29 protein-coding genes and 1 tRNA gene are annotated in these 25,818 nt (G+C 60.0%); 11 read left to right on the top strand and 19 right to left on the bottom strand.

Annotated features, from left to right (window positions below):
* Window positions 1–8: 8 nt before the first annotated feature.
* The 7 genes from PDO_RS15735 to PDO_RS15705 all read right to left on the bottom strand — a co-directional run bounded on the left by PDO_RS15735 (window position 9) and on the right by PDO_RS15705 (window position 6,070).
* On the bottom strand, window positions 9–842 hold the full coding sequence (locus PDO_RS15735) for a phosphatidate cytidylyltransferase (protein ID WP_037074402.1): 834 nt from the start codon (window positions 840–842) through the stop codon (window positions 9–11).
* 8 nt (window positions 843–850) lie between these two features.
* The gene (locus tag PDO_RS15730) at window positions 851–1,594 is read right to left on the bottom strand and encodes an isoprenyl transferase (RefSeq protein WP_007603808.1); all 744 of its coding nucleotides are present in this window, start codon (window positions 1,592–1,594) and stop codon (window positions 851–853) included.
* A gap of 48 nt (window positions 1,595–1,642) precedes the next feature.
* On the bottom strand, window positions 1,643–2,203 hold the full coding sequence (gene frr / locus PDO_RS15725) for a ribosome recycling factor (RefSeq protein WP_007603800.1): 561 nt from the start codon (window positions 2,201–2,203) through the stop codon (window positions 1,643–1,645).
* Between the two features lie 57 nt (window positions 2,204–2,260).
* Window positions 2,261–2,983: a UMP kinase gene (gene pyrH / locus PDO_RS15720; protein WP_007603798.1), complete on the bottom strand. Its 723-nt coding sequence runs from the start codon at window positions 2,981–2,983 to the stop codon at window positions 2,261–2,263.
* Window positions 2,984–3,080: 97 nt separating this feature from the next.
* Window positions 3,081–4,007, bottom strand: a complete 927-nt coding sequence (gene tsf / locus PDO_RS15715) for a translation elongation factor Ts (RefSeq protein WP_007603796.1) — start codon at window positions 4,005–4,007, stop codon at window positions 3,081–3,083.
* Between the two features lie 267 nt (window positions 4,008–4,274).
* Entirely contained in the window at window positions 4,275–5,042 is a 768-nt protein-coding gene (gene rpsB, locus PDO_RS15710; protein ID WP_007603793.1) for a 30S ribosomal protein S2, read from the bottom strand.
* A 197-nt stretch (window positions 5,043–5,239) separates the two neighbouring features.
* Entirely contained in the window at window positions 5,240–6,070 is an 831-nt protein-coding gene (locus PDO_RS15705; protein ID WP_007603791.1) for a cell envelope integrity EipB family protein, read from the bottom strand.
* Between the two features lie 117 nt (window positions 6,071–6,187).
* Between PDO_RS15705 and PDO_RS15700 the strand changes: the two genes are divergently transcribed.
* From PDO_RS15700 to PDO_RS15685, 4 genes are all read left to right on the top strand, one after another.
* Complete coding sequence (locus PDO_RS15700; protein WP_007603790.1) at window positions 6,188–6,658, top strand: RidA family protein; 471 nt, start codon at window positions 6,188–6,190, stop codon at window positions 6,656–6,658.
* Window positions 6,655–7,383 carry a glycerophosphodiester phosphodiesterase gene (locus PDO_RS15695; protein WP_007603789.1) on the top strand — a complete coding sequence of 243 codons (729 nt, stop codon included), beginning with the start codon at window positions 6,655–6,657 and terminating at the stop codon, window positions 7,381–7,383. Before PDO_RS15700 ends, PDO_RS15695 begins: the two co-directional genes overlap by 4 nt.
* A 10-nt stretch (window positions 7,384–7,393) precedes the next feature.
* Window positions 7,394–8,593 (top strand): GNAT family N-acetyltransferase, encoded by a 1,200-nt coding sequence (locus PDO_RS15690; RefSeq protein ID WP_007603788.1) that lies wholly within the window; start codon window positions 7,394–7,396, stop codon window positions 8,591–8,593.
* Window positions 8,594–8,663: 70 nt separating this feature from the next.
* On the top strand, window positions 8,664–9,089 hold the full coding sequence (locus PDO_RS15685; protein ID WP_007603787.1) for an HIT family protein: 426 nt from the start codon (window positions 8,664–8,666) through the stop codon (window positions 9,087–9,089).
* Between the two features lie 77 nt (window positions 9,090–9,166).
* Here PDO_RS15685 and PDO_RS15680 read toward each other — a convergent pair whose 3' ends face one another.
* The 7 genes from PDO_RS15680 to cysE form a co-directional block, all read right to left on the bottom strand.
* On the bottom strand, window positions 9,167–9,496 hold the full coding sequence (locus PDO_RS15680) for an AzlD domain-containing protein (protein ID WP_007603786.1): 330 nt from the start codon (window positions 9,494–9,496) through the stop codon (window positions 9,167–9,169).
* Window positions 9,496–10,263 (bottom strand): AzlC family ABC transporter permease, encoded by a 768-nt coding sequence (locus PDO_RS15675; protein WP_007603785.1) that lies wholly within the window; start codon window positions 10,261–10,263, stop codon window positions 9,496–9,498. The genes PDO_RS15680 and PDO_RS15675 overlap by 1 nt, the downstream gene beginning before the upstream one ends.
* Window positions 10,264–10,335: 72 nt before the next feature.
* On the bottom strand, window positions 10,336–12,810 hold the full coding sequence (gene clpA, locus PDO_RS15670) for an ATP-dependent Clp protease ATP-binding subunit ClpA (RefSeq protein WP_007603784.1): 2,475 nt from the start codon (window positions 12,808–12,810) through the stop codon (window positions 10,336–10,338).
* 9 nt (window positions 12,811–12,819) lie between these two features.
* Entirely contained in the window at window positions 12,820–13,167 is a 348-nt protein-coding gene (clpS, locus tag PDO_RS15665) for an ATP-dependent Clp protease adapter ClpS (RefSeq protein WP_007603783.1), read from the bottom strand.
* A 243-nt stretch (window positions 13,168–13,410) separates the two neighbouring features.
* The gene (locus PDO_RS15660; protein WP_007603782.1) at window positions 13,411–13,758 is read right to left on the bottom strand and encodes a phasin family protein; all 348 of its coding nucleotides are present in this window, start codon (window positions 13,756–13,758) and stop codon (window positions 13,411–13,413) included.
* A 204-nt stretch (window positions 13,759–13,962) separates the two neighbouring features.
* Window positions 13,963–14,166, bottom strand: a complete 204-nt coding sequence (locus PDO_RS15655; RefSeq protein ID WP_037074398.1) for a DUF3126 family protein — start codon at window positions 14,164–14,166, stop codon at window positions 13,963–13,965.
* Between the two features lie 125 nt (window positions 14,167–14,291).
* Window positions 14,292–15,116: a serine O-acetyltransferase gene (cysE, locus tag PDO_RS15650; RefSeq protein WP_007603780.1), complete on the bottom strand. Its 825-nt coding sequence runs from the start codon at window positions 15,114–15,116 to the stop codon at window positions 14,292–14,294.
* 72 nt (window positions 15,117–15,188) lie between these two features.
* Here cysE and PDO_RS15645 point away from each other — a divergent pair, with 72 nt between their 5' ends.
* Window positions 15,189–15,992 carry an enoyl-CoA hydratase-related protein gene (locus tag PDO_RS15645; protein WP_007603779.1) on the top strand — a complete coding sequence of 268 codons (804 nt, stop codon included), beginning with the start codon at window positions 15,189–15,191 and terminating at the stop codon, window positions 15,990–15,992.
* Between the two features lie 70 nt (window positions 15,993–16,062).
* Here PDO_RS15645 and PDO_RS15640 read toward each other — a convergent pair whose 3' ends face one another.
* Window positions 16,063–16,842: an alpha/beta fold hydrolase gene (locus PDO_RS15640; protein WP_007603778.1), complete on the bottom strand. Its 780-nt coding sequence runs from the start codon at window positions 16,840–16,842 to the stop codon at window positions 16,063–16,065.
* Between the two features lie 177 nt (window positions 16,843–17,019).
* Between PDO_RS15640 and PDO_RS15635 the strand changes: the two genes are divergently transcribed.
* Complete coding sequence (locus tag PDO_RS15635; RefSeq protein WP_007603777.1) at window positions 17,020–17,265, top strand: zinc-finger domain-containing protein; 246 nt, start codon at window positions 17,020–17,022, stop codon at window positions 17,263–17,265.
* A 27-nt stretch (window positions 17,266–17,292) separates the two neighbouring features.
* Window positions 17,293–18,456: an FAD-dependent monooxygenase gene (locus tag PDO_RS15630; protein WP_007603776.1), complete on the top strand. Its 1,164-nt coding sequence runs from the start codon at window positions 17,293–17,295 to the stop codon at window positions 18,454–18,456.
* A gap of 15 nt (window positions 18,457–18,471) precedes the next feature.
* Here the strand turns inward: PDO_RS15630 and PDO_RS15625 are convergent, their stop codons facing one another.
* On the bottom strand, window positions 18,472–19,662 hold the full coding sequence (locus PDO_RS15625; RefSeq protein ID WP_007603775.1) for a cystathionine beta-lyase: 1,191 nt from the start codon (window positions 19,660–19,662) through the stop codon (window positions 18,472–18,474).
* A 361-nt stretch (window positions 19,663–20,023) separates the two neighbouring features.
* Between PDO_RS15625 and PDO_RS15620 the strand changes: the two genes are divergently transcribed.
* The 4 genes from PDO_RS15620 (at window position 20,024) to PDO_RS15605 (ending at window position 24,292) form a co-directional block, all read left to right on the top strand.
* The gene (locus PDO_RS15620; protein WP_007603774.1) at window positions 20,024–21,052 is read left to right on the top strand and encodes an amino acid ABC transporter substrate-binding protein; all 1,029 of its coding nucleotides are present in this window, start codon (window positions 20,024–20,026) and stop codon (window positions 21,050–21,052) included.
* 102 nt (window positions 21,053–21,154) lie between these two features.
* A complete protein-coding gene (locus tag PDO_RS15615; protein ID WP_007603773.1) occupies window positions 21,155–22,348 on the top strand; it encodes an amino acid ABC transporter permease in 1,194 nt (397 codons plus the stop codon).
* 1 nt (window position 22,349) lies between these two features.
* Window positions 22,350–23,504, top strand: a complete 1,155-nt coding sequence (locus PDO_RS15610) for an amino acid ABC transporter permease (RefSeq protein WP_007603772.1) — start codon at window positions 22,350–22,352, stop codon at window positions 23,502–23,504.
* 14 nt (window positions 23,505–23,518) lie between these two features.
* The gene (locus tag PDO_RS15605) at window positions 23,519–24,292 is read left to right on the top strand and encodes an amino acid ABC transporter ATP-binding protein (RefSeq protein WP_007603771.1); all 774 of its coding nucleotides are present in this window, start codon (window positions 23,519–23,521) and stop codon (window positions 24,290–24,292) included.
* A 100-nt stretch (window positions 24,293–24,392) separates the two neighbouring features.
* On the opposite strand, the gene PDO_RS15600 is transcribed toward PDO_RS15605, so the two are convergent.
* From PDO_RS15600 to PDO_RS15590, 3 genes are all read right to left on the bottom strand, one after another.
* Window positions 24,393–25,136 carry a hypothetical protein gene (locus PDO_RS15600; RefSeq protein ID WP_007603770.1) on the bottom strand — a complete coding sequence of 248 codons (744 nt, stop codon included), beginning with the start codon at window positions 25,134–25,136 and terminating at the stop codon, window positions 24,393–24,395.
* Window positions 25,137–25,269: 133 nt separating this feature from the next.
* A tRNA-Arg gene (locus tag PDO_RS15595) sits at window positions 25,270–25,346 on the bottom strand.
* A 47-nt stretch (window positions 25,347–25,393) separates the two neighbouring features.
* Complete coding sequence (locus PDO_RS15590) at window positions 25,394–25,699, bottom strand: ETC complex I subunit (RefSeq protein WP_037074409.1); 306 nt, start codon at window positions 25,697–25,699, stop codon at window positions 25,394–25,396.
* Between the last annotated feature and the right edge of the window lie 119 nt (window positions 25,700–25,818).

Here is a 25,818-nt window from a genome sequence, read left to right as displayed (position 1 = left end):
TGCCATAATCAGAGGCCGAACAGGAAGGCTCCCAGAGAGACTACCGAGCCGCCGCCGCCTGCGGAGAAACCTATGGCAAGAAAGAATGCTGCAAAACAGGCAAATACAAGGCCGTCAACACGATCCATGACGCCACCGTGCCCGGGAATCAGCTTGCTGGAGTCCTTCACGCCGAATCGACGCTTGATAAAAGATTCGAACAGGTCGCCGATCTGGCTCGAAACAGACAGTACCAGAGCGACCGCCGGTATCCAAATTCCCACATCCTGAAAATGCATCAGTGCGACGCCGATGCCACCGGCCACGCCAGCAACGGTCCCGCCAATCGCACCGGACCAGGTCTTGCCGGGCGAGATGCGCGGAGCAAGCTTTGGGCCGCCGATGGCACGCCCGACGAAATAGGCGAGAATGTCGGTCGACCAGACGATGACGAATACGAAGAGCATGGCGACCAGACCCAGCGTATCCTCGCCACGGATCGCCGACAGGGAAATCGCACTCAAGCCGGAATAGAAGATGCCGCCGGCCTGCCACCAGCTCCAGCGCCCGAAAAGAGAAGGCAGCGCAGCAGTCACCACGAGACCGGCAAACAGCGGCACGTTCAGATCTGCCGCGCCGAAAACAAGGTTGAGGGCAATCAGCACCATCGAAAACCAGCCGAACGCATGTCCCCGCATGTTGTGTTCGGCAAGGCGTGTCATTTTGGACCACTCGTAGTAGACGAGCAGGCCGATGACAGCAGCCAGAATGCGGAAGGCGATGCCACCAAACCAGGTTGCAACCAGCACAACCAGGATCATGACGATGGCGGAATAGATGCGGAGCGTCAGTTCTCGGGACATCCTTGCCATCACGAACCGATCGCCACGGCGGCGGGTGCAATGCCCCCGAAACGCCGGTCACGTGCCGCGTAACGTTCCAGTGCCGCATAGAAGATTTCCGGCGTGAAATCCGGCCAGTATTCCGGCACGAACATCAGCTCGGCATAGGCCGCCTGCCAGAGCAGAAAATTCGACAGCCGTTCCTCGCCACTGGTGCGGATGATCAGGTCCGGGTCGGGAATGCCTGCCGTGTCGAGGCTGTCATTCAGCTTCTGCGCATCGATCTCATCTGCTTTGAGCCGGCCGGCCTGCACTTCTGCGGCAAGGTGGGCCGCGGCCCGCGCAATCTCGTCACGCGCGCCATAGTTGAAGGCGATGACCAGGGTGAGGCCGGTATTGGCGACGGTGGCATCTTCCGCCTCCAGCAGCAGGTCGCGAATGTCATCGCGCAGACGCACGCGATCACCGATGATGCGGATACGAACATTGCCGCGGTTCAAATCCGCAAGGTCACGACGGATGAAGGTCTTCAGCAGGCCAAAAAGTTCGTTGACCTCCGCTTCCGGCCGACGCCAGTTCTCGGAGGAAAAGGCAAACAAAGTCAAGAAGCCGATGCCTGTCTCACGCGCGGCACGCACCGTCTCGCGCACCGCCTCGACGCCCTTGCGATGGCCAAGGGCCCTCGGCAAGCCACGGGCATTGGCCCAGCGGCCGTTGCCATCCATGATGATCGCAACATGCTCCGGAGCGGCGCGATTTTGTGCTGTCGACATGTGGTTCAAGTCCAAGCGGCAATACAGGTGCAGATGCGCGAACGCATCCTATACCTGCATGATTTCCTTTTCCTTCTCGGCGAGCAAGCGGTCGACGTCAACAATCGTGTCGTCGGTCATCTTTTGTACCTTCTCGGACTTGGAACGGCTTTCGTCCTGGCCGATCGTGCCATCCTTCTCGGCCTTCTTCAGGCCTTCCATACCGTCGCGGCGGACGTGGCGGATCGCAACCTTGGCCTTCTCGGCATAATCATGCGCCACCTTGACGAGCGACTTGCGGCGCTCTTCGTTCAATTCCGGCAAGGGAATGCGCAGGTTCTGGCCGTCCATGATCGGGTTCAGGCCGAGATTGGCCTCGCGGATCGCACGGTCGACGGCGCTGACCATCGACTTGTCCCAGACGGAGATGCCAAGCATGCGCGGCTCGGGAACGGTGACGTTGGCCACCTGGTTCAACGGTACGCGCGAACCGTATGCGTCGACGGTCACCGGATCGAGAATATTGGCCGAGGCACGGCCTGTGCGCAGCGACGCGATGTCGTGCTTGAAGGCATTGATGGCGCCGTCCATGCGGCGCTTCAGATCGTTGAGATCAACCCCTGCAGTCATAATGGTTCTCCCATTGGTCTTGCGGCCGGCGGCTCCTCAGAGCGCACCCTGGCCATTTCAATTGTCGGTGACGATGGTCATCAGACCACGACCCGAAAGGATCTCGCCGAAACCGCCCTTTTCATGGATGGAAAAGACGATAATCGGAATATGATTTTCGCGGGCCAGCGCAACGGCAGCCACGTCCATGACGGCAAGCCCCTTCTGCAGGACTTCATCATGGGTCAGGCGATCGAAGCGAGTGGCCGCCGGGTCCTTCTTCGGATCGGCGGAATAGATACCGTCGACCTGTGTACCCTTGAAAATGGCCTGCGCACCCATTTCGGCGGCGCGCAAAGCGGCGGCGGAATCGGTGGTGAAGAACGGATTGCCGGTGCCGCCGGCGAAGATCACCACGCGCCCCTGGGACAGATGATGAATTGCGACGCGCTGGGAAAAGCTCTCGCAGATCTCCGGCATGGCAATCGCCGACAGGACAACAGTGTCGATATTCAGCTTGCGCAACGAGGTCGCCAGCGCCAGAGCGTTGATCACCGTTGCGAGCATGCCCATGTGGTCGCCGGTGACCCGGTCGCCGCCCTTGGAAGCAACGGCCACGCCGCGGAAAATGTTGCCGCCGCCGACGACAATACCCACTTCGACGCCCATGTTGCGGGCTTCGGCAATATCACCCGCGATGCGGTCGGCGACCGCAACATCGATCCCGAATCCCTGGCTGCCCATCAGGGCTTCGCCGGAGCACTTCAGGAGAACGCGTTTGAACAGTGGTTTGGCAGTCATGGAAGCTCCCGAATTCAACTCTGAGCCGGATACACGAAGGGCACCGCGTTGTCACGCGATGCCCGATGTTTTCCCTAAAGAAGGAGCGTGTTTACAATCAGCCCTTGGCGACAGCAGCAACTTCGGCAGCGAAGTCGCTTTCTTCCTTCTCGACGCCTTCGCCGAGGAGAAGACGTGCCATGCCGGTGACTTCGATCGATGCGCCGGCTTCCTTTTCGGCTGCCTTGATCGCGTCGCCAACCGTCAGGTCGGGGTTGATGACGAAAGCCTGCGACAGAAGGGCCACTTCTTCGAAGAACTTGCGCATGCGGCCTTCAACCATCTTTTCGATGATCGCTTCCGGCTTGCCGGATTCGCGAGCCTGCTCGATGAAGACGTTGCGTTCGCGCTCGGCGACAGTCGCATCGACTTCCTCAGCGCGGATGGCAAGCGGGTTGGTCGCAGCAATGTGCATGGCAACCTGGCGGCCGATCGAGGTCAGAACGGCCTTGTCGCCTTCCGACTTCAGCGCAACCAGGACGCCGAGCTTGCCGATGCCGTCGCCGGCAGCGTTGTGCACGTATGTGGCGACAACGCCATGTGCAACTTCAAGCTTGGCCGCACGACGGAGCGTCATATTCTCGCCGATGGTCGCGATCGCATCCTTGATTGTATCGGCAACCGGCTTGCCGGAAACCGGATAAGTCGCAGCCGAAATGGCTTCAACCGAACCGTCGGTCGACAGGGCAACGTTGGCAATGCCGCGGACGAGGTCCTGGAAGGCATCGTTGCGGGCAACGAAGTCGGTTTCCGAATTCAGCTCGACGATGACAGCCTTGTGGCCGGCGCCAGCAATGGCGACCAGGCCTTCAGCAGCCGTGCGGCCGGACTTCTTGTCGGCCTTGGAGATGCCCTTGGCGCGCAGCCAGTCGATCGAGGCTTCGACGTCGCCGTTGTTCTCGATCAGAGCCTTCTTGCAATCCATCATGCCTGCGCCGGACTTTTCGCGCAGTTCCTTTACCAGTGCTGCAGTGATTTCAGCCATTGTGTGCCTCTTGTCTGTTCAGGCGGTGCACCAATCATCCGCGGGACTCATGGACTGCACCCTGTTTGGGGGACGAAATGTACCCGGAAGTGTGACAACGTGATGAAGCGGGTCACCACGGAAACAATCTGCCGTCTTCTGTGCCCTGCCCTCACGCAGAGAGCAGATCGGCGGAAGAACGGAAGCCGCCCGCTGCTCATGCGAGCTGACGGGCGGCAGTTCCCTGTTCGGGAAGTCGCGGCAGACGCAAATCCGCCGCGTGAAGCATCAGGCTTCGGATTCAGCTTCCAGAGCCGGCTCGATCGGGGTTTCGGCAGAAGCGCCGATATCACGACCCGACGCGCCCTGCTGGCGAGCGATGCCGTCGATGGCGGCGCGTGCGATCAGGTCGCAGTACAGAGCGATGGCGCGCGAAGCGTCGTCATTGCCCGGGATCGCGTAGTCGATCAGGTCCGGATCGCAGTTCGAGTCGATCACGGCAACAACCGGGATGCCGAGGCGCTTGGCTTCGTCGATCGCGATCTTTTCCTTGTTGGTGTCAATGATGAACATCAGGTCCGGCGTGCCGCCCATGTCCTTGATACCGCCGAGGGCCTTGTCGAGCTTTTCGCGTTCGCGCTCGAGGTTCAGGCGTTCCTTCTTGGAATAGCCGGAAGCGTCCGAAGCGAGAATTTCATCAAGCTTGCGCAGACGAGCGATCGAGTTCGAAATGGTCTTCCAGTTGGTCATCATGCCGCCGAGCCAGCGGGAGTTGACGTAGTACTGGGCCGAACGCTTGGCGCTGTCAGCGATGATTTCCGACGCCTGGCGCTTGGTGCCGACGAACAGAACGCGACCGCCGCGAGCAACAGTGTCGGACACGACCTGCAGGGCGCGCGACAGCATCGGTACAGTCTGAGCCAGGTCGATGATGTGGATGTTGTTACGATCGCCGAAGATGTACGGCTTCATCTTCGGGTTCCAGCGGTGTGTCTGGTGGCCGAAGTGAATGCCAGCTTCGAGAAGCTGACGCATAGAGAAATCGGGCAATGCCATGCCTAGTTATCCTTTTCCGGTTGAACCTCCGCAAGGCGAACAGCATCCTCTTCGAAGATGCCACCGGGCGGAACCATCCGGATTTCTCCCGGACAATCCCAAGCCTTACGTGTGGAATGAAGCCGCCCATACAGGGGCAGACGGTGAAAATCAAGCACTATCGGCGGAAAACTTCAACAGCAGCCGCGTTTCGCGTCCTATTTACAGTCACCATCCGTCTTGCCGAGCAGTTCCAGCTTGGTCAGCTTTCCCGACAGAATGAAGTCGCCATAGTCCAGGGTCAGGTCACGGGTGACGCCATTGTCGTAAAGCTTGAAGGACTGACTGTAGATCGGCAGCTGGTCGCCCTTCGCCTTTTCGTCGAAATAGGCAATCGAGACCGGCCAGTAGTCGGCACCGGCCAATGGCGCGACGGCTTTCACCTCGGGATCAGCGCCGGTCGCCTTTTGCGCTGCGCCGACGACAGTGGTCGTCAGGAACGTCTGGTCGCCGTCTTCGGAACCATCGAAGATGCGTGATTCGAACACGCGCTGGCCTTTGCGTGCCAGGGCAATCACTTCCAGCATGTGCTCGGCGGGAAAACGGCTGTCTGCCAGTTCGACGGCGCGCTTGTCGGGGCCGGTCAGTTCGATCTTGACCTTGCCGTCGGTGTCGGAAGCCGCACCGGTGACATCCTTGTCGAGCTGGTCGTCGGTGAAGGACTTGTTGTCGAAGCGGAACTTGCCGCCCGCCACATCCTCGAAGGTCGAGCTTCGCTGATCGGTGACGCGGACACCGTCGCCGACATCGATGCGGGTGACGAACCGGAACTGGGTATTGTAGCCCTTGCAGGTCGAGCCGTTGAACTCATAGACCATCCGCCCGCGCACGCTTTCAATGCCGGAGCGGTCTGAGGCTTCCTTCAGCACGACATCGTAGATGGCACGATGTGGTGCCAAACCGATCACGCCCGCAGCTTGCACGGGGCCAAGCCCCATCCCGGAAACAAGGGTAGCTGTGGCGACAAGGGCCATGCGCGAACGAAACATCGATCACCTCCTGTTGGACTCGCCATCGATGTTATAAGAACACATTCGGCAAAAGCGAGACATGCTTTTGTCCGCGTTCTCTTTCTCACTGTTTATCAACAAGACCGGGAAATTCACATGTCCGACACCATCGACAGCCGCCTCCAGGCATTGGGAATCACCCTACCCGAGGCAGCCGCTCCAGCGGCCAACTATGTGCCTTATGTGATCAGCGGCAATCTGCTTTATCTGTCGGGCCAGCTACCCATTGAAGGCGGCAAAATTGCGGTCACCGGCCTGGTCGGTGCCGATGTCGTGCTGGCCGACGCCCAGCGCGCCGCCGAACTCTGCGCCATCAATATCCTGGCCCAGGCAAGCGCTGCGCTTGCCGGAGACCTGTCGCGCATCACCCGCGTGATCAAGCTGAACGGCTTCGTTGCCTCGGCGCCGGGCTTTGTCGAACAGCATCTGGTGATCAACGGCGCATCGAACCTGATTGCCAAGGTTCTCGGCGAAGCCGGCAAACATGCGCGCGCTGCCGTTGGCATGGCGTCGCTGCCGCTCAATGCTGCCGTCGAGATCGATGCCATCCTGGAGATCAAGCTGTGAGTGCAGACTGGATCAAGGATGTTCCGGTCGCTCATCGCGGCTTTCACGACATGAACAAGGCGGTCTGGGAAAATACGCTTTCGGCGTTTTCACGGGCGATCGAGGCTGGGTTTGCCATCGAATGCGATATCCAGCTGTCGTCCGACAGCGTGCCGATGGTTTTTCACGACCATGACCTGCAGCGGCTGTGCAGCCTTGCGGGCGAGGTTCGCGAGCGTACCGCCGGCGAACTGGGCATGATGTCGATCGGTGGCACGGCCGATCGGATCCCGACATTGAAAAAGATGCTGGATCTGGTGAAGGGTCGCGTACCTCTGGTGATCGAACTGAAGGGCATCGATGCGGAGCAGGACGATGGCTTCGTCGAAAGCGTGCTGGAGGTTCTGGAGGGCTATCAGGGCAAAGTGGCGCTGATGAGCTTCGACTATCACCTGCTGCGCGCCCTGAAGGCCGTCGAATGCCCCTACCCGGTTGGCCTGACTGCCGAAGGGGCACGACCGGAGCAGTTCGAAGCACATGAAGAGGCCATGTCGCTCGGGCTCGACTTTGTCTCCTATGCGGTCGCGCATCTGCCTAACAGCTTCATTTCGGGCCAGCGTGAAAGAGGGACTCCGGTAATTACCTGGACCGTCAGGGATGAAATCATGCGGACGCAGACCTATACATATGCTGATCAGATGACATTCGAAGGCTTCGACCCGCGGACCTCGCCGGCGATTGCCTGACGGGAGATCCATGGCAGACGAGGTGACGATCCGCATAGTCCGTTCCTTCTCGGAGATTGATCCGGCGAAATGGGCAAAACTGTCCGGGGCCTCGCGCTCCGGACCAAACTACAATCCCTTCAGCTCGCATGCCTTCCTGTCGTCGCTGGAGGAGTCCGGCTCCGCAGTCGCCGAAACCGGCTGGCTCGGTCACCACCTGTTGCTCGAGGAAGACGACGAGCTTGTCGGGGCAATTCCCTGCTATCTGAAAAGCCACAGCCAGGGGGAGTATGTCTTCGACCACAGCTGGGCCGATGCCTTCCGGCGCGCCGGGGGAAATTACTACCCCAAGCTCCAGGCATGCACCCCTTTCACGCCTGCCACAGGCCCGCGACTTCTGGTGCGCGAGGGACAAGACAACGGCCGTGTTTCAGCACTGCTGGCGCAGGGCCTCAGGCAGGTGACATCGGAGCTCGGCCTGTCCTCGGCGCATGTGACATTCATTCCGCATGACGAGCTTTCTTCCCTTACGGATGCTGGATTTCTGCATCGCATGGACCAGCAATTCCACTTCCTCAACAAGGGCTACCGGGACCACGAGGCCTTTCTGGCTGAGCTGTCGTCTTCCAAGCGCAAGAACCTGCGCAAGGAGCGCCGCAATGCTCTGGCAAACGGCATCACGATCGACTGGTTGACCGGCAAGGATCTGACCGAGGAAATCTGGGATCAGTTCTTCGCCTTCTACATGGATACCGGCAGCCGCAAATGGGGGCGTCCCTACCTGACCCGTGATTTCTATTCGCTGATCGGCGAACGCATGGCCGACGACGTCTTGCTGGTGATGGCCAAGCGCGAAGGCCGCTATATCGCCGGTGCGATCAATTTCATCGGCGCGGACGCGCTCTACGGCCGTCATTGGGGCTGCATCGAAGACCATCCCTATCTGCATTTCGAGGTCTGCTATCATCAGGCGATCGATTTTGCCCTCGCCAAGGGGCTGGCGCGCGTTGAGGCCGGTGCGCAAGGGGAACACAAGTTGGCGCGCGGATACCAGCCGGTCGTCACCCAATCCGCCCATTTCATTGCCCATGCCGGGCTGCGGCGCGCCGTCGGCGACTATCTCGAGCACGAGCGACGCGAGGTGGAACAGATGGGCGACTATCTCGACGAACATACCCCCTTCCGCAAGGGTGACCGGCAACCGCGCGACGGCGAAGAATTCGATGGTTAGGCAAATCTCGCCCGGCTTGATCCGGCGCACGGCTTGCCTTTAATTGCCATCACAATCGAGGAGACAGACGATGAGCATTTCCGCCTACGACCCGAACAATATCTTCGCCAAGATCCTGAAGGGCGACATTCCCTCGGTGAAGCTCTATGAAGACGCCGATACGCTTGCCTTCATGGATGTGATGCCACAGGCACCGGGGCATCTTCTGGTCATCCCGAAACAGGGATCGCGCAACCTGCTCGACGCCGATCCCGCCGTCCTGGTCAAGCTGATGCCTGTCGTGCAGAAACTTGCCAGGGCCGCCAAGGAAGCCTTCGACGCCGACGGGGTCTTTGTGGCGCAGTTCAACGAGCCGGCCGCAGGCCAGACCGTCTTCCACCTGCATTTCCACGTCATCCCGCGCCATGACGGCCTGCCGTTGAAGCCGCATTCCGGCGGCATGGAGGATATCGAAGTGCTGAAGGCCAATGCCGAGAAGATCAAGGCAGTTCTCTAGCCCCTCCGACCGAAGTCAGTCCGGAATGCCCGCGTCACCGGGGGTATTCCGTTTCTCGGATCAGATCAGGCGATGGCCTACAGCCAAAGCAACCCGGCCGCCAGGATCGCCAGCGGCACGAGCACACCGACGATGACGCGCTGGCCAAGCAGCAGAAACGCTGCAAATCCAAGACCGGCTGCGGTCAGCCGCAGCCATAGAGGCGAGCTTTCAAGCGTTCCGGCCGGGAAGACGATCAGCTTCGCCGTAACCGCCATCACCAGCGCAGTTGCCACCGCTCTCACCCAGGCCAGCGCTTCCGACCCCTCCTGCAGCCGATTGCCGGCAATAACGCCGAGCCAGCGCCACATGTCGGTAGCAAGCCAACCGGCCACGATGATCACAAGATATAAACCGTAATCCGCCATCAGATCACCTCTTCCGTCGCCGCGTCCGGTATCGGTACGGGCTTTTCGCTACGCACCAGATAGCGATCGATCAGATAGGCCAGGGTACCACCGCCCAGTCCGGCGATCAGGATGTCGAAACCCGGTACCAGCAATGCCAGCAACGGTCCGGAGACGACGCCGATGACGAAGGCGATCTTGACGACGGACTGACGTCCGGTCGCCCAGATCGACGCGATGAAATAGACGGGCGTGAGGAAAAACAGCACGGCCGCGACAACGGGCGGAAAGGCGGCAACCAAGCCATAGCAGACGCCAACCAGAGCTGTGTTGACCGTTACCAGCGTGATGCCAAAACCGGCAAAGAAGGCAACCCGTCCCTCACGCGGCACATCCTTGAAGCGGCCCATGGCAAAGACCCAGGCGGTGATCGCGACGAAATGCGACAGCACCAACAAAAGCCATGTGGGCGTGCGCGACGTGCGCATTTCCGGCACCAGCGAGGCCACCATCGGCATGAGGCGGATCGAGGACAGCGAGACCGCGAGAAACACGGCCAGAAGATTGGCGCCACTGGTCACCGTACCGATCAGGATCATCTTGGCCGGCAGCGCCCAGACCATCGCCGTCATGAACATCGCCTCGGAACGACTGATGCCGGATTCCAGCGCAAAGGCTGAAAAGCCGACGAAAGAGACCATCAGGATGATGGCAGGGAGGCTGAAAAGGCCACGCATTCCGGCAAGAAACCAGCGGGTCTGGGATAGGTCAGAGGAAACCGAAGACATGCACTGTTCCGATGCGGCAAAAAGAAGTGCCGGGCATTGCCCGGCACCGGTTCGTCCAGCGTGACGTGACGCTTATTTCTTCTTCGGCACCTTCGGCACGGCGCTGCGCTTTGCCGGCTTCGGTGCTTCGATCACGGCGGTATCGCCATCTTCCTCAGCGACCACAGCCTTGGTCGCCGGCTTTTTCCTGCCCTTGGCCGACTTTTCAGCCACGACTTCGGCTTCCGGCTTCGGCTTGACGGGAGCCACTTCGGAAATGGCCTCCAGATCGAGCATGTCCTCACCGGCGGCATCGGTCTTGACACCGACCTTGACCAGACCACCCTTCTTCAGCTTGCCGAACAGGATCTCGTTGGCGAGCGGCTTCTTGATGTGCTCCTGGATGACACGACCGAGCGGACGTGCCCCCATCTTTTCATCATAGCCGCGCGTTGCCAGCCAGGCGATGGCGGCCTCGGACAGGTCGAAGGTCACGCCGCGCTCCGACAGCTGTGCTTCCAACTGCATGACGAACTTCTGCACGACCTTGTGAATGACCTCGCTCGGCAGCGACGCGAACGGGATGATCGCATCGAGACGATTGCGGAACTCCGGCGTGAACAGGCGGTTGATCGCCTCTTCGTCTTCGCCGGTGCGCTTGGACGAGCCGAAGCCGATGGCCGACTTCGCCATTTCGGACGCGCCCGCGTTGGTCGTCATGATCAGGATGACGTTGCGGAAGTCGATCTTCTTGCCGTTGTGGTCGGTCAGCGAGCCATGGTCCATGACCTGCAGCAGGATATTGTAGATATCCGGATGCGCCTTCTCGATCTCATCAAGCAGCACGACCGAATGGGGATGCTGGTCGACGCCGTCTGTCAGCAGACCACCCTGGTCGAAGCCGACATAGCCGGGAGGTGCGCCAAGCAGGCGCGAAACCGTGTGCCGCTCCATGTATTCCGACATATCGAAGCGCAGCATCTCGACGCCGAGCGAGGCGGCCAACTGCTTGGCGACTTCCGTCTTTCCGACGCCGGTCGGGCCCGAGAAGACGTAGGATCCGATCGGCTTGTTCGGTTCGCGCAGGCCGGCACGGGCCAGCTTGATCGCGGTCGACAGCGCCTCGATCGCGGTATCCTGACCGTAGACGACGGAACGCAGTTCCTTCTCCAGATTGGCGAGAACCATCTCGTCATCCTTGGAGACCGTCTTCGGCGGAATGCGGGCCATCGTCGCGATGGTGACCTCGATCTCCTTCTCGGTGATCAGCTTGCGGCGCTTGGAGGCCGGCAGCAGCATCTGGGCCGCACCCGTCTCGTCGATCACATCGATCGCCTTGTCGGGCAGCTTGCGGTCGGAGATGTAGCGGGCCGAGAGTTCGACAGCCGACTTGATCGCCTCGTTGGTGTAACGCAGCTTGTGATAGTCCTCGAAATAGGGCTTGAGGCCCTTCATGATCTCGATCGCATCATCGATCGACGGCTCATTGACGTCGATCTTCTGGAAACGGCGCACCAGTGCCCGGTCCTTTTCGAAGAACTGGCGGTATTCCTTGTAGGTGGTCGACCCGATGCAGCGGATTGCGCCCGACGACAGGGCTGGCTTCAACAGGTTCGAAGCATCCATCGCACCACCCGACGTTGCACCGGCACCGATAACGGTGTGGATCTCGTCGATGAACAGCACGGCGCCCGGATAATCCTCAAGTTCCTTGACGACCTGCTTCAAACGCTCCTCGAAGTCACCGCGATAGCGGGTACCGGCGAGCAGCGTTCCCATGTCGAGCGAGAAGATCGTTGCATCCGCCAGCGCTTCCGGCACCTTGCCTTCGACGATACGCTTGGCGAGGCCTTCAGCAATCGCGGTCTTGCCGACGCCGGGATCACCGACATAAAGCGGATTATTCTTCGACCGGCGGCACAGCACCTGGATCGTCCGGTTGACCTCGGAATGGCGGCCGATCAGCGGATCGATCTTGCCGGTCTTGGCCTTCTCATTGAGATTGACGCAATAAGCCTTCAGAGCCTCCTGCTTGCCTTTGGCCGCGCCCTCTTCCTGCTCGCGACCGGGCTTGGCCTCGGCCTCGCCTTCCTCGGCACCACGCGGGCTGCGAACCTGGGAAGCGCCCGGGCGCTTGCCGATGCCGTGGGAGATATAGTTGACAGCGTCATAGCGGGTCATTTCCTGTTCCTGCAGGAAATACGCAGCGTGGCTCTCGCGCTCGGCGAAGATCGCCACAAGCACGTTTGCGCCGGTCACTTCTTCGCGACCGGAGGACTGGACATGGATCACAGCTCGCTGGATGACGCGCTGGAAGCCGGACGTCGGCTTGGAGTCTTCGTCATAACCGGTGATCAGGTTGGAAAGATCGTTGTCGACATATTCGGAGACATTCTTGCGCAACGCATCGAGGTTGACGTTGCACGCCCCCATCACCGCCGCTGCATCGGCATCGTCGATCAACGCCAGAAGCAGATGTTCGAGCGTCGCATATTCATGATGGCGCTCGTTGGCGTAGGTCAGTGCCTGATGCAGCGCTTTTTCGAGGCTGGGAGAAAATGTTGGCACGTCTGGTCCTCACTTTTTTTCCATGACACACTGAAGCGGATGCTCATGCTGCCTTGCGAAATCCATCACTTGGCTCACCTTGGTCTCGGCAACTTCATAGGTAAAGACACCACACTCGCCCACACCGTGATTGTGGACCTGCAACATGATGCGAGTGGCGGCTTCCCTATCCTTTTGAAAAAAGCGCTCCAGAATATGGATGACAAATTCCATCGGGGTGTAGTCGTCGTTGAGAAGCAGGACGCGGTACAAGTTCGGCTTCTTTGTCTTCGGCTTGGTGCGCGTGATGACCGAGGTGCCGCGGTTGGCATTGTCCCCGTCGCGCTGGCTTTGCATGAAGACCGGCATAGCGATCATTTCAGTTCATTCTCCGTTGTCCGGCCTGTTTGCCGTTACGCAGCAAAGGCGGACGAACATTCAGCACAGTAAGGTAGTTCTTAATTCGGTGATTTTAAGCCCCCCCGATCGATGTCGATGACAATTTGTCACGAGGGTCGGAAAGCCCAACAAAATGAAGTTACAGGTTATACCAGAGGCCACAAATGGCAAGACCGGCCGTGCTGGGCACGACCGGTCTCGCATGCTACGCGCAAGGTTCGATCAAGCGGCGGTGGAGAAAGGCACGATCGATTTACCCAGCGGCGCCTCATAGGGCTTGTAGACCGTCTTTGCGAGTTCGGAATACATCTCGCCCATCTTGGTCGCCTCGGCAATGAAGCCCTCGTAGGAGGATTTCATGAAGCTGGTCTGTAATTCGAAGGCAGCTTCCATGCTCTTCACGCCTGTCAGCGATTCCATGAAAGACGCGACGTCCTGAAACGACTTCTTGGAATAATCGGTCGCCTCGGCAGCGATTGCCTGGAAACCCTTCGTCACTTCCGAATAGTTTTTCAGCATGCCTTCCATGGCTTCCTTGCCCTTCTTGTTGGCGTCATCAAAATTGATCATTTGCGTCCTCCGTCAGCGCTTTATTTCAGAAGTTCGAAACATAGCAGCCGCACAAATGTCGTCAAGTAGAATTGTGCGTCGCACAAACATCCATGGTTGTGTTTTTCTGCAGAGAAAAGGGCCGACCTCTCACGAGGCGGCCCCACATCATTGAATGACAAGATATATATTAGCTCGCCTTCAACCTAAGGCTTCAGCCGAAAATCACAGATCGACGTCGAGGATCGCCATCGAGAAATTGTAGGACAGATCGCCGTCTTCCTCGTCCTTGAAGACGACGCCGAGAAACTCGTCGCCGACATAGACCTCGGCAGAGTCATCCTTGCGCGGGCGGGCCTTGACGACCATGGAAGGGTTGAAAGTGCGCTTGAAATAGGCGTCGAGCTTCTTGATTTCGTCAGGTTTCACGCTGTCTCTCCATCGGCTGTCTTTGATTTGCGCCGCTTGTGGCATGGCCTTTCCGCCGATGTAAAGACGCAAAGGCAAGTTTGTCCCATCAATGCGCGATCATGCGCCGATGATGGGGTCCCTGCTCAGTCGTCTGAGGCGATCATCTGGTCCATCGAGCGCGACGGCTCGGCGCAGCCGGCTTCACCGACGATGCGGGCCGGCACGCCGGCAACAGTAACGGCCGAGGGTACCGGCTTCAGGACGACGGATCCGGCCGCGATGCGCGAGCAGCAGCCGATCTCGATATTGCCGAGAACCTTGGCACCGGCACCGATCATCACGCCGTCGCCGATCTTCGGATGGCGGTCGGCGCCTTCCTTGCCGGTGCCGCCAAGCGTAACGCCGTGGAGGATGGAGACGTTGTCGCCGATCCGTGCCGTTTCGCCCACGACAAGGCCGGTCGCGTGATCGAGGAAGATGCCCTTGCCGATCCGTGCCGCCGGATTGATATCCGTCTGGAAGATGTTCGAGGACCGGCTCTGCAGATAAAGCGCGAAATCGCGGCGGCCGCGGTTCCACAGCCAATGGGCAAGACGATGGGTCTGGATCGAGTGGAAACCCTTGAAATAGAGAACCGGCTCGATAAAGCGGGTGCAGGCCGGATCGCGGTCGTAGACGGCCTGGATATCGACACGCAGGATGGAGCCCCATTCCGGCCAGTCCGCCAGCATCTCGTCAAACGCCTGGCGCAGAACGATTGCCGGCAGGTCGCTATGATCCAGGCGTTCACAGATGCGGTAGACGACGCAGTCCTCGAGCGAACGGTGGCTGAGCACGGTCGAATGGAAAAATGCAGCCAGCATGGAATCGCGATCGGCGGCCGTGCGGGCCTCATGCCGAAGGCTGTCCCAGATCGGGTCCATCGACTTGACCACATCCACCTTGAGGGCGTCGTTCTGTGCGACCATTTCCGGTCTCCTCGTTTGTCTCAGAGCGCAGTATATAATCCAACCCGCACCGAACTCAAATGGACTTCTAAAATGAAACGCATCAGCGAATTTGCCAATGGTCAGATCAAGGCCTCCTGCGAAGACGGAACCGGTTTCCTGCTGATCGATAACCCTGCCCGCAAGAACGCGATTTCCGGTGCAATGTGGCAGGCAATCCCGGATGCCCTGCGCTGGCTGCACGGCAAGGCGGACGCGCGCGTGATCGTGATGCAGGGCGGCGGCAGACAGGACTTCAGCGCCGGCGCGGATATCTCGGAATTTGCCGTGGTTCGCAAGGATAGCAAGACGGCGCAGATATACGAAGCGGCCAACAGCCGCGCCTTTTCGGCGGTCCGCGAAGCACCGGTTCCGGTGATCGCATCGATCCGGGGGATCTGCTACGGCGGCGGCTTCGGGCTTGCGGCCGCCGCCGACCTCAGGCTGGCATCCACCGATGCGAGCTTTGCCGTGCCGGCCGCCCGCCTTGGCCTCGCCTACCCCGCCGACGCAATCCAGGACTTTGTCCGGGGCCTTGGATCGCAGCTGGCCCGCAAGGCGCTGTTTACCGGAGCGAGCTTCGGAGCCGTGGATCTCAAGCAATGCGGCTTCCTGCAAGAGGTCACCGAAGCTGACACGCTCGACGACCGGGTCCTCGCACTCGCCCAGACGATCGCCGCCAATGCACCGCTGTCGGTGCGCGCTTCCAAGCTTGCCCTGCGCGCCGTCGAACAGGCCGACGAGGATCTGCTGCGCGAGGCCGAGATCATCGGTGGCCAGACTTTCGAAAGCGCCGACTATGCGGAAGGGCGCAGCGCATTCGTCGAACGGCGCCGGCCAAGGTTCCAGGGGCGATAGGCGGAACCTCGGGCCGAAAGCCTTCATCGGGGACCAACCGGGAGCCCCCCCTGACCGGGATCAGATTAGATCAGGCAAGCGCTGCATAGAATTCGAGGACGGCTTTCTTGAACACACGGTCGCCGACGGCCAGCATGTGGTCGCGACCCGGGATGTCCAGCGCAGTCGCATGCGGCATCAGCTCTGCCAGCTCCTGAGCTGAGCCCGCAATATCATCCTTGGTGCCGACGCCGATCAGGGTCGGCACATCGACCTTGGCAATGTCACGGCGCTCGACCAGATCGCGCGAGGTCATGATGCAGGCCGCCAGCGCCAGCCGGTCGGATTTGGTCTGGTCGGCGAAGGCGCGAAACATGCGGCCGCGCTCGTGGGTCACATCGTCCAGCGATGGTGCAAGCAGTGCGTCGGCAATCGGATCCCAATCGCCCACGCCATCGCACATGCCGATACCGAGACCGCCGAAGACCAGCGAACGGACGCGTTCCGGATGTTCGATCGCGAGGAATGCCGATATGCGGGCTCCCATGGAATAACCGAAGACATGAACGGTATCGATTCCGAGATGGGTCAGCAACGCTGCCGCATCCCCCGCCATCAGGCTCGGCCGGTAGGCTTGCGGATCGTGCGGCTTGTCGGTCGCTCCATGGCCGCGATTGTCCAGCGCAATCACCCGGTAGCCGGCGTCACCCAGCGTTTTCAGCCAACCCGGATAAACCCAGTTGACGCTCGCCGACGACGCAAAGCCATGGATCATCAGCACCGGCGCGCCGCTCGGATCGCCCTCATCGAAAAAGGCGAATTCGAGACCGCTATGGCGAAAGCGGGAAAAAGCGGGGGCGTCGAGATTCATGGGCAGTCCTTAGAGATCTTGGGGCAGGTCGTCAGGTTCGCCACCATATTGATTGACGACCTGACATCAATTGCCGCAGGCCGATTTTCTGTGGGTTCGCGAGTGCTTTGGCTCTACACTTTTCAGCCGGATGGCGCTAAAGTTCGCGCCAAACAAACAGCATATTCGGAGACTGACATGGCCGGCCACACGATTCCCCACTTCCAGAACGACGGCGGTCATCGCGTGATTGAAATCGGCGTGAAGGAATTCATGTGCACCGGCGCATCCTCGCCGTTCGATCATCCGCATATCTTCATCGATCTCGGCCACGACACCGAGAAGGTCTGCTCCTATTGCTCCACACTCTATCGCTACAATCCGAGCCTGAAGGCCGAACAGACCAACCCGCCCGGCTGCGTTTACCACATCAAGGCGGCGTAAGACGCAGCGTCGCGATCGGCATTCATCATGTCCATCACGCACGCCGCCATTGTCGGGGCCGGCATAGCCGGTCTTACCGCTGCGCTTTCGCTGGCGCAAAAAGGCATCTCATCCGACATCATCGAACAGGCGCCGCAGCTTGGCGAGGTTGGTGCCGGCCTGCAGCTATCGCCCAATGCGACATCGGTGCTGGCGGCACTTGGCGTGCTTGCCGAGATCGAGCGGCACTGGCTTGAACCGAAGTCGATTCGGCTCGCCTCGGGCAAGAGCCTGAAGACACTGGCCGAAGTACCCGCCGGCGATTTTGCGCGCCAGCGCTGGGGACAGCCTTACGGGGTCTTGCATCGCTCCACCCTGCAACAGGCACTGCTGCATGCGGTGCTGTCCGAACCGTTGTGCAAACTTCATCTCGGACGACGGGTTGCAGGCGTCGGCATCGACAGCCTCGCCTATGTCACCGGCAAGAAGCCGGATCTTGTGGTCGGCGCAGATGGCGTCTGGTCCGTGGCGCGAGAGGTGATACCGGACAGCCCGAGCGTCAGCTTTTCCGGCAATATCGCCTGGCGTTTCACCGTGGACGGCGACGCTGCGCCAGACTTCCTTTCCCGAGATGGCGTCGTCGCGCATCTCGGCAGCCGCAGCCATCTGATTTCCTATCCGCTGAAAGAAACGAACGGCTACAATCTCGTCGCTATAGCCAGCGGCACGGACGCCGACGAACATTGGGCGATCGCAGCCGATGCCGCCCGATGCGCGATGCTGCTGGAACAGTTTACCGGTTGGCACCTGTCGATCCGGTCGCTGCTGGCTGGCGCGAAAGAAGCCAATTTCTGGCCACTCTACCAGGCCTCCGAAGGCCGCTGGCAAAACGGTCGCGACACGGTTCTGATCGGCGATGCGGCCCATGCAATGATGCCGTTTGCCGCACAGGGGGCTGCGATGGCGATCGAGGACGGCTTCGCGCTCGCGCAGCATGTGTCATCGGCACCGCTGGCCGAGGCGCTTGCCACCTTCGAGACGGAGCGCAAGACCAGGGCCGCCAAGGTCAAGGCGCGCGGCGATTTCAACCGCTTTGCCTACCATGCGCGTGGACCGGTGCGCATTGCCCGGGACCTCGTCCTGTCACTGCGACCGCCGGAAAGCCTCGCCGCCGACTTCGACTGGCTCTATGGCCATCGCGCCGGCGGCTGAGACACCTTTTAGCCGTCAGATTTCCGACGCCGCTTTGAACCCGGCTTCGAGATCGGCCACCAGGTCCTCGACATTTTCCAGGCCGATCTGCAGGCGGATCAAGGCGCCCTCCTCCGGTGCCTTGCGGATCGTGCGATCATCGAGATTGACCATGATAGCCAGGCTCTCATAGCCGCCCCAGGACCAGCCCAGACCAAAGATGCGCAGGCTGTCGAGGAAGGCGCGGGCCTTCGGCTTGGCTTTTTCCGGCGAGCCTGCGGTCAGGACAAACGAGAAGATGCCGCTTGCGCCCTTGAAATCGCGTTTCCAGATGTCGTGGCCGGGAAAGCTCGGTAGAGCCGGATGAAGCACGCGGGCGACATCCTCGCGCCCTTCCAGCCACTTCGCCATGCGCAGCGCGCTGCGGCCGTGATGCTCTAGCCGGATCCCCATCGTGCGCAGGCCGCGCAGGATCTGGTAGCTGTCGTCCGGAGCAGCGCAGATGCCGAGCGTGATATTGGCTTCATGTAGCTGCGGCCAGTATTTGGCGTTGGCCGAAACGGTCCCCATCAGGATGTCCGAATGGCCAGACGGATATTTGGTCGCGGCATGAATGGAAATATCGACACCGAAATCCAGCGGCTTGAAATAGAGCGGCGTCGCCCAGGTATTGTCCATGGTGACGACACAGCCGTGACGATGGGCAATGTCGGAAATGACGCGGATGTCTTGCATCTCGTAGGTATTGGAGCCGGGTGCCTCGGTATGAACAAGCCTGGTGTTGGGCCGGATCAAGGCTTCGATCCCGGCACCGATTTCCGGATCATAATACTCGACCGTCACGCCCAGTCTCGCGAGCATGGTGTCACAGAAATGGCGGCAGGGCGAATAGACCGAATCAACGATCAGCGCATGGTCGCCCGCCGAAAGGAACGCCAGGAAAGGAACGGTGATCGCCGCAAGGCCGGATGGCACCAGAATGGTTCCGGCAGAACCCTCGAGCTCATCGATCGCCAAGCACAGTGCATCCGTGGTCGGTGTGCCCCGTGTCCCATAGGTGTAAGGCTGGCTGCGTGTCTCCATTGCGCGTGCATTGGGAAACAGGACCGTCGACGCATGCACCACCGGAGGGTTGACGAAGCCATGATACGAACTGGGATCATAGCCGATATGGGCCAGCCGGGTGTCTGTTCCGGCCGTGGCCAGCCACGCTTTCTTTTCACTCATCAATAGACCTTCCTGCATGCATGAGAGCGCTAGTTCTTGCCGTCATCGGATTGAAGGTCAAGTCGTTGCTGTGCCATCCCCTGATCGCGGTTTGCCATGCACCACACGCAGGAAACACCTGCAAAAAGGCACAAATTTCATCACCAAAGCGCTAAAATCATACATTTCTGCCTGTTTATCATGCGAAATGAGCAAAATGCCGCTTTTGTTCGCAAATCACGGCTTAAAGACTTGACCCTGCAGCCGTTTCCGACTGTGATAGTCCTGCTTGCTCCGGGAGGCCGCAAGCCGATGAGCGCCGCCGAACTCGTTTGGCCGGATGCCGTCGATGGGAAAAACAATAGAAATAAAGGTTGGGAAAATGAAAAAGACACTTCTGTCAGCAGCGATTGGCGTCGCAGCCGTTGGCTTTGGCGCGGTCGCCGCTCAGGCTGGCACTCTCGATGACGTCAAGGCCAAGGGCTTCGTTCAGTGCGGCGTTAACGGCTCCAATCTGGCCGGTTTCGGCGCCCAGGATTCGTCCGGCAACTGGACCGGCATCGACGTCGATCTTTGCCGTGCCGTTGCTGCCGCCGTCTTCGGCGACGCGACCAAGGTGAAGTTCACGCCTCTGTCTGCCAAGGACCGTTTCCCGGCCCTGCAGTCGGGTGAAGTCGACATGCTCGCCCGTAACACCACCTGGAGCGCCAGCCGTGATTCGCAGCTCGGCTTCGACTTCCGCGCCGTCAATTATTACGACGGTCAGGGCTTCATGGTCACCAAGGCCCTGAACGTCAAGTCGGCTCTTGAGCTGTCGGGTGCTGCTGTCTGCGTGCAGTCCGGCACCACGACCGAACTGAACCTCGCCGACTACTTCAAGGCCAACGGCATGGAATACAAGCCGGTCGTCTTCGAAAAGCAGGAAGAAGTCGACGCTGCCTACCAGTCCGGCCGTTGCGACGTCTACACCACCGACCAGTCGGGCCTGTATTCGATCCGTCTGTCGCTCGCCAACCCGGCTGACCATGTCATCCTGCCGGAAATCATCTCGAAGGAGCCGCTTGGCCCCGCCGTTCGCCAGAACGATTCGAAGTGGTTCGACGTTGTATCCTTCGCTCACTACGCCATGATCACCGGCGAAGACTTCGGCATCACCCAGGCCAACCTGGACGAAATGACCAAGTCTGAAAACCCGGACATCAAGCGCTTCCTCGGCGAAGAAAAGGACCAGACCATCGGCAAGGACTTGGGTCTTGACGAAAAGTGGGCCTACAACATCATCAAGCAGGTCGGCAACTACGGCGAATCCTTCGAACGCAACGTTGGCCAGGCCAGCGCGCTGAAGATCGAACGCGGCCTCAATGCTCTGTGGTCCAAGGGCGGCCTGCAGTACGCACCGCCGATCCGCTAAGCCGGATTGCTGCATACGGGAAGGCGCAATGCGCCTTCCCACCCACTACCTATAAAAAAAGGCGCCCGACCAAAAACAGGGTGCGGTACAGGGGACAGATATATGGCAGTTGCAGCTGCAGACAGGGGCGGAGCTGTACGCTCCGGGACCTCGTTGCTTTATAATCCGGCCTTGCGTCAGTTCGTCTATCAGGCGCTGACCGTGGTCTTCGTGGTCTGGCTGTTCTGGTTTGCCGGGACCAATGCCGCCGATAACCTCGCGCGGGCGAACATGACCGCCGGCTTCGACTTCCTCGGCAGTCGCGCGGGCTTTGATATCGCCCAGACGCCGATCGCCTATACCAGTGATTCCAGCTATATGCGCGCGCTGATGCTTGGCCTGGTCAACACGCTGATCGTCGCGTTCACCGGCATTATCACGGCCACCATCATCGGCCTCCTGGTCGGCATCGGCCGCCTTTCCAACAACTGGCTGATCGCGCGCCTTTCGACCGTCTATGTCGAAGTCTTCCGCAACATCCCGCCGCTGCTGGTCATTTTCTTCTGGTACAAGGGCGTGCTGTCACTGCTGCCGGACGTCAAGCAATCGCTGAACCTGCCGCTGTCGGTTTTCGTCAGCAATCGCGGGATCTACATGCCCGCTCCGGTCTTCGGCGAAGGCATCGGGCTTGTCGTGGTGGCTTTCGTCATCGCCGTCATCGGCGCAATCCTCTACAGTCGCTGGGCCACGAAAAAGCAGCTTGCGACGGGCAAGCGCCCGCCGGTGCTTTACGTCAACCTTGGGCTGATCATCGGATTGCCGCTCCTCGCCTTCCTGCTGATCGGCTCGCCGGTTACCTTCGACATTCCCGAGCTCGGCAAGTTCAACATGCGCGGCGGCACGGTCATCGGACCGGAATTCCTGTCGCTCTACATGGCGCTTTCCTTCTACACAGCGGCGTTCATCGCGGAAATCGTCCGCGCCGGCATCCGCGGCGTGTCGAAGGGCCAGTCGGAAGCGGCCAACGCGCTCGGCATCCGTTCAGGCCTTGCCACGCGTCTGGTGATCCTGCCGCAGGCCCTGCGCATCATCATTCCACCGCTGACGTCGCAGTTTCTGAATTTGACAAAGAACTCGTCGCTGGCCGTGGCCATCGGTTATGCCGATCTGGTCGCCGTCGGCGGCACCATTCTCAACCAGTCCGGTCACTCGATCGAGATCATCGCGATCTGGATGATGATCTATGTCTCGATCAGCCTCATGACATCGCTGTTCATGAACTGGTTCAACGCCAAAATGGCACTGGTGGAGCGCTGAGATGAGCAAAGACATTTCCTATCTGCGCCGGGAATTCCTGCCCGGACTGCCGGCACCCATGTCCGGGAATTCCGCCAGCAGCTGGATGCGCAAGAACTTGTTCGCCACGCCACTGGACACGGTGATGAGCATCGTCTTCGGCGCTGTCATCATCTGGTTCGTCACCTCGGTTTTCGACTGGCTGTTCATCTCGGCCGTCTGGTCGGGTGACGGCCGCGCTGCCTGCGCAACCCTCGTGCAGGGCGGCACTCAGCCCGACGGCTGGAGCGGTGCATGCTGGGCCTATGTCGGCGACTGGTTCACCCAGTTCATGGTCGGCTCCTATCCGCGCGACCAGCTGTGGCGTCCGATCCTGATCGCCGTTCTGTTTGTTGTGCTTTTGGTCCCCTTCCTTATCCCCAAGGCACCGCGCAAGGGCCTCAACGCCCTGCTTCTGCTGATAGTCTTGCCGATCCTCGCCTATGTGCTACTGCTCGGTGGTTCCTTCGGCCTGACCCATGTCGAGACATCGCAATGGGGCGGCCTGATGGTGACGCTGATCCTGTCGTTCATCGGTATCGTCGTCTCCCTGCCCTTCGGTATTCTGCTGGCCATGGGCCGGCGGTCGCAAATGCCGATCGTCAAGGCAGCCTCTGTCGGCTTCATTGAGCTGGTGCGCGGCGTGCCGCTGATCACCGTTCTGTTCATGGCCAGCGTGCTTCTGCCGCTGTTCCTGCCGCCGGGCGACAATATCGACAAGTTCGTGCGGGCGCTGGTCGGCGTTTCGATCTTCGCGTCGGCTTACATGGCGGAAGTCATCCGCGGCGGCCTGCAGGCGATTCCGAAGGGACAGTACGAAGGCGCGGATTCGCTCGGCCTGAACTACGGTCAGAAGATGTTCTTCATCGTGATGCCGCAGGCGATCAAGCTTGTCGTACCCGGCATCGTGAACACCTTCATCGGCATGTTCAAGGATACTTCGCTGGTGTCGATCATCAACATGTACGACCTGCTCGGCATCGTGAAGGCAAGCTTCGGCGACGCCCGGTGGATCACACCGGTAACACCGTTGACGGGCCTGATCTTTGCAGGTTTCATCTTCTGGATCTTCTGCTTCGGCATGTCGCGTTATTCGGCCTTCATCGAACGGCACCTCGACACCGGACATAAACGCTAAACAGGAAAACTCTCATGGCTGAAGCTCAACTCAAGACCGCCACGGTTTCCGACACCGACGTCGCCGTCGAACTGATCAACATGAACAAGTGGTATGGCGATTTCCACGTTCTGCGCGATATCAACCTCAAGGTGATGAAGGGCGAACGCATCGTCATCGCCGGCCCGTCGGGTTCCGGTAAATCGACGATGATCCGTTGCATCAACCGACTGGAGGAACACCAGTCGGGCAATATCATCGTCGACAACATCGAACTGACCAATGACCTGAAGAAGATCGACGAAGTGCGCCGCGAAGTCGGCATGGTGTTCCAGCACTTCAACCTCTTCCCGCACCTGACCATCCTGGAAAACTGCACGCTTGCACCCATCTGGGTCCGCAAGATGCCGAAGAAGGAAGCGGAAGAGGTGGCGATGCACTTCCTCAAGCGGGTCAAGATCCCGGAACAGGCCCACAAGTATCCTGGCCAGCTATCGGGTGGCCAGCAGCAGCGTGTGGCGATTGCTCGCGCCCTGTGCATGAAACCGAAGATCATGCTGTTCGACGAGCCGACCTCGGCGCTCGATCCGGAAATGGTCAAGGAAGTGCTCGACACCATGGTCGGCCTTGCCGAAGAGGGTATGACCATGCTCTGCGTCACCCATGAAATGGGCTTTGCCCGCCAGGTGGCCAACCGGGTCATCTTCATGGACCAAGGCCAGATCGTCGAGCAGAATTCACCGGCCGAATTCTTCGACAATCCGCAGCACGAGCGCACCAAGCTCTTCCTCAGCCAGATCCTGCATTAATCGGCTGAACCGTTCGATCGACAAAAATGCCCGCTCGGGAGATAATCCGGAGCGGGCATTTTTTTGTCAGCAACAGTCTTTCGGCTCTCTGTTTTGGTTCTCAAGGGCACCAGGATTGGCGGCGCCCCATGCGCGGTTGCGCTAAGCCTTCGGACACGAGGATGGAGCCCAGCGACCGCCCATTGCGCGTGACGACACGGCTGACCGGTCCACGGTCCTGCGCACCCTGCACCTTCAGGATCTCGAGATCGAACTTGCCATCATTGAGCAGATCGCGAAGCCGCACCTTTGCGGCGAAACCGCGGTCACGCTCCTGCCGGCAGGCTGCATCCTCGGTGCCGGGCGCGACGATGTCCGAGAGCACGATCTTGGTCTTGCGGTACCAGAAGGTGTCACCACTGGCGATGCAGTTGTCCAGACCGGATGTGCCGCAATAGTAGAACTTGCCGGTGAAATTTTGGCCCGCAAGCGGCAGGTTGGCAGCAAGCTCGGTCGGCTTTGCATCCGGCACCGGCAGCTTGGCGACCTCACCGACCGCAACCGGCGGCACTGGCGAGACTAAAGACCGGGCAGGCTCCTGATCCCTGCGCGCGACGTTGGCGCTCTTCTTCTCCGGCCTTTCGGCTCGCACATTGGCAGCGCCGGATGCCTGCCGTTCCAACGGAAGATCATCCAGATACGGCGAGACCTCCTTCATGATCGTGACGCGATTGTCATAGGTGGCAATGCCACCGGCAACCACAGCCAGCAGAACAAGCCACGACGTCAGGCCCTGGCCGGACGAAGCGCGGGTGGATTTGCGGCGCTTGCGCGGCGCGCGGCGATTGGCAGCGGATGTCGACATGGTTAACCTCTCGTGCACGCAGTATGGCGGTCAAGGGTTTCCGAAAGGTTGGCGACGGCTTTGAGAAATACGCCATCCACACTTTTTGCTCAAAACGGCATTTATCGAAATTTGCAATTATATTTCAAACGTTTGGCGACCCCTGTAGGAATCGAACCTACGACAACCTGCTTAGAAGGCAGGTGCTCTATCCAGCTGAGCTAAGGGGCCGTCGGCCGGCGCGAAGGCCAGGCAAACCGCTTGCAGCCTTGCCGAACTCAGTGAGTCCAGGGCTGAAGGCGGCTGAAACGGAAATTATCGGTATAGGAAACGACCTGCCGCTTGGCTTCCTTCGGCAGGACCACGCGGTATTCGATGCCTTCGCGCTGCGCATAGGCTTCTGCCTGATCGAGCGTCTCGAAGGTCAGCTTGACCTGCTGGCGGGTGTCTGCGGATGTTGTGTAGCCCATCACCGGATCGATCTTGCGCGGGCTGGTCTGGTCGAATTCAAGAACCCAGAACTGGGTTTTTGCCTTGCCGGACTGCATGGCTGTCTTTGCCGGGCGGTAGATCTTCGCAGACATGGTCGCATCCATCTCCAGGACATATGCGGCGAGCCGTCCCGCCGCCTCGATCCAGCCGACCATCTCTGATCGGCTTTTTATGCTTGGTCGGAGTGGAGAGATTCGAACCTCCCGACCCT

This window comes from Rhizobium sp. PDO1-076, from assembly GCF_000247475.1.
Lineage (GTDB): Bacteria > Pseudomonadota > Alphaproteobacteria > Rhizobiales > Rhizobiaceae > Allorhizobium.
The sequence above is the reverse complement of the archived record's forward strand: the minus strand, read 5'-3'. Positions and strand labels throughout refer to the sequence as shown.

Coding starts and splice junctions, on each gene's coding strand:
- tsf (WP_007603796.1), bottom strand. CDS start 4,007: ATGGCTGAAATCACTGCAGCACTGGTAAAGGAACTGCGCGAAAAGTCC.
- clpS (WP_007603783.1), bottom strand. CDS start 13,167: ATGATCGCTATGCCGGTCTTCATGCAAAGCCAGCGCGACGGGGACAAT.
- PDO_RS15615 (WP_007603773.1), top strand. CDS start 21,155: ATGGCAGTTGCAGCTGCAGACAGGGGCGGAGCTGTACGCTCCGGGACC.
- pyrH (WP_007603798.1), bottom strand. CDS start 2,983: ATGACTGCCAAACCACTGTTCAAACGCGTTCTCCTGAAGTGCTCCGGC.
- PDO_RS15645 (WP_007603779.1), top strand. CDS start 15,189: ATGAAACGCATCAGCGAATTTGCCAATGGTCAGATCAAGGCCTCCTGC.
- PDO_RS15700 (WP_007603790.1), top strand. CDS start 6,188: ATGTCCGACACCATCGACAGCCGCCTCCAGGCATTGGGAATCACCCTA.
- PDO_RS15705 (WP_007603791.1), bottom strand. CDS start 6,070: ATGTTTCGTTCGCGCATGGCCCTTGTCGCCACAGCTACCCTTGTTTCC.
- PDO_RS15630 (WP_007603776.1), top strand. CDS start 17,293: ATGTCCATCACGCACGCCGCCATTGTCGGGGCCGGCATAGCCGGTCTT.
- PDO_RS15600 (WP_007603770.1), bottom strand. CDS start 25,136: ATGTCGACATCCGCTGCCAATCGCCGCGCGCCGCGCAAGCGCCGCAAA.
- PDO_RS15675 (WP_007603785.1), bottom strand. CDS start 10,263: ATGTCTTCGGTTTCCTCTGACCTATCCCAGACCCGCTGGTTTCTTGCC.
- PDO_RS15660 (WP_007603782.1), bottom strand. CDS start 13,758: ATGATCAATTTTGATGACGCCAACAAGAAGGGCAAGGAAGCCATGGAA.
- PDO_RS15605 (WP_007603771.1), top strand. CDS start 23,519: ATGGCTGAAGCTCAACTCAAGACCGCCACGGTTTCCGACACCGACGTC.
- cysE (WP_007603780.1), bottom strand. CDS start 15,116: ATGGTCGCACAGAACGACGCCCTCAAGGTGGATGTGGTCAAGTCGATG.
- PDO_RS15640 (WP_007603778.1), bottom strand. CDS start 16,842: ATGAATCTCGACGCCCCCGCTTTTTCCCGCTTTCGCCATAGCGGTCTC.
- PDO_RS15730 (WP_007603808.1), bottom strand. CDS start 1,594: ATGTCGACAGCACAAAATCGCGCCGCTCCGGAGCATGTTGCGATCATC.
- PDO_RS15685 (WP_007603787.1), top strand. CDS start 8,664: ATGAGCATTTCCGCCTACGACCCGAACAATATCTTCGCCAAGATCCTG.
- PDO_RS15735 (WP_037074402.1), bottom strand. CDS start 842: ATGTCCCGAGAACTGACGCTCCGCATCTATTCCGCCATCGTCATGATC.
- PDO_RS15680 (WP_007603786.1), bottom strand. CDS start 9,496: ATGGCGGATTACGGTTTATATCTTGTGATCATCGTGGCCGGTTGGCTT.
- PDO_RS15610 (WP_007603772.1), top strand. CDS start 22,350: ATGAGCAAAGACATTTCCTATCTGCGCCGGGAATTCCTGCCCGGACTG.
- frr (WP_007603800.1), bottom strand. CDS start 2,203: ATGACTGCAGGGGTTGATCTCAACGATCTGAAGCGCCGCATGGACGGC.
- PDO_RS15635 (WP_007603777.1), top strand. CDS start 17,020: ATGGCCGGCCACACGATTCCCCACTTCCAGAACGACGGCGGTCATCGC.
- rpsB (WP_007603793.1), bottom strand. CDS start 5,042: ATGGCATTGCCCGATTTCTCTATGCGTCAGCTTCTCGAAGCTGGCATT.
- PDO_RS15690 (WP_007603788.1), top strand. CDS start 7,394: ATGGCAGACGAGGTGACGATCCGCATAGTCCGTTCCTTCTCGGAGATT.
- PDO_RS15620 (WP_007603774.1), top strand. CDS start 20,024: ATGAAAAAGACACTTCTGTCAGCAGCGATTGGCGTCGCAGCCGTTGGC.
- PDO_RS15625 (WP_007603775.1), bottom strand. CDS start 19,662: ATGAGTGAAAAGAAAGCGTGGCTGGCCACGGCCGGAACAGACACCCGG.
- PDO_RS15590 (WP_037074409.1), bottom strand. CDS start 25,699: ATGTCTGCGAAGATCTACCGCCCGGCAAAGACAGCCATGCAGTCCGGC.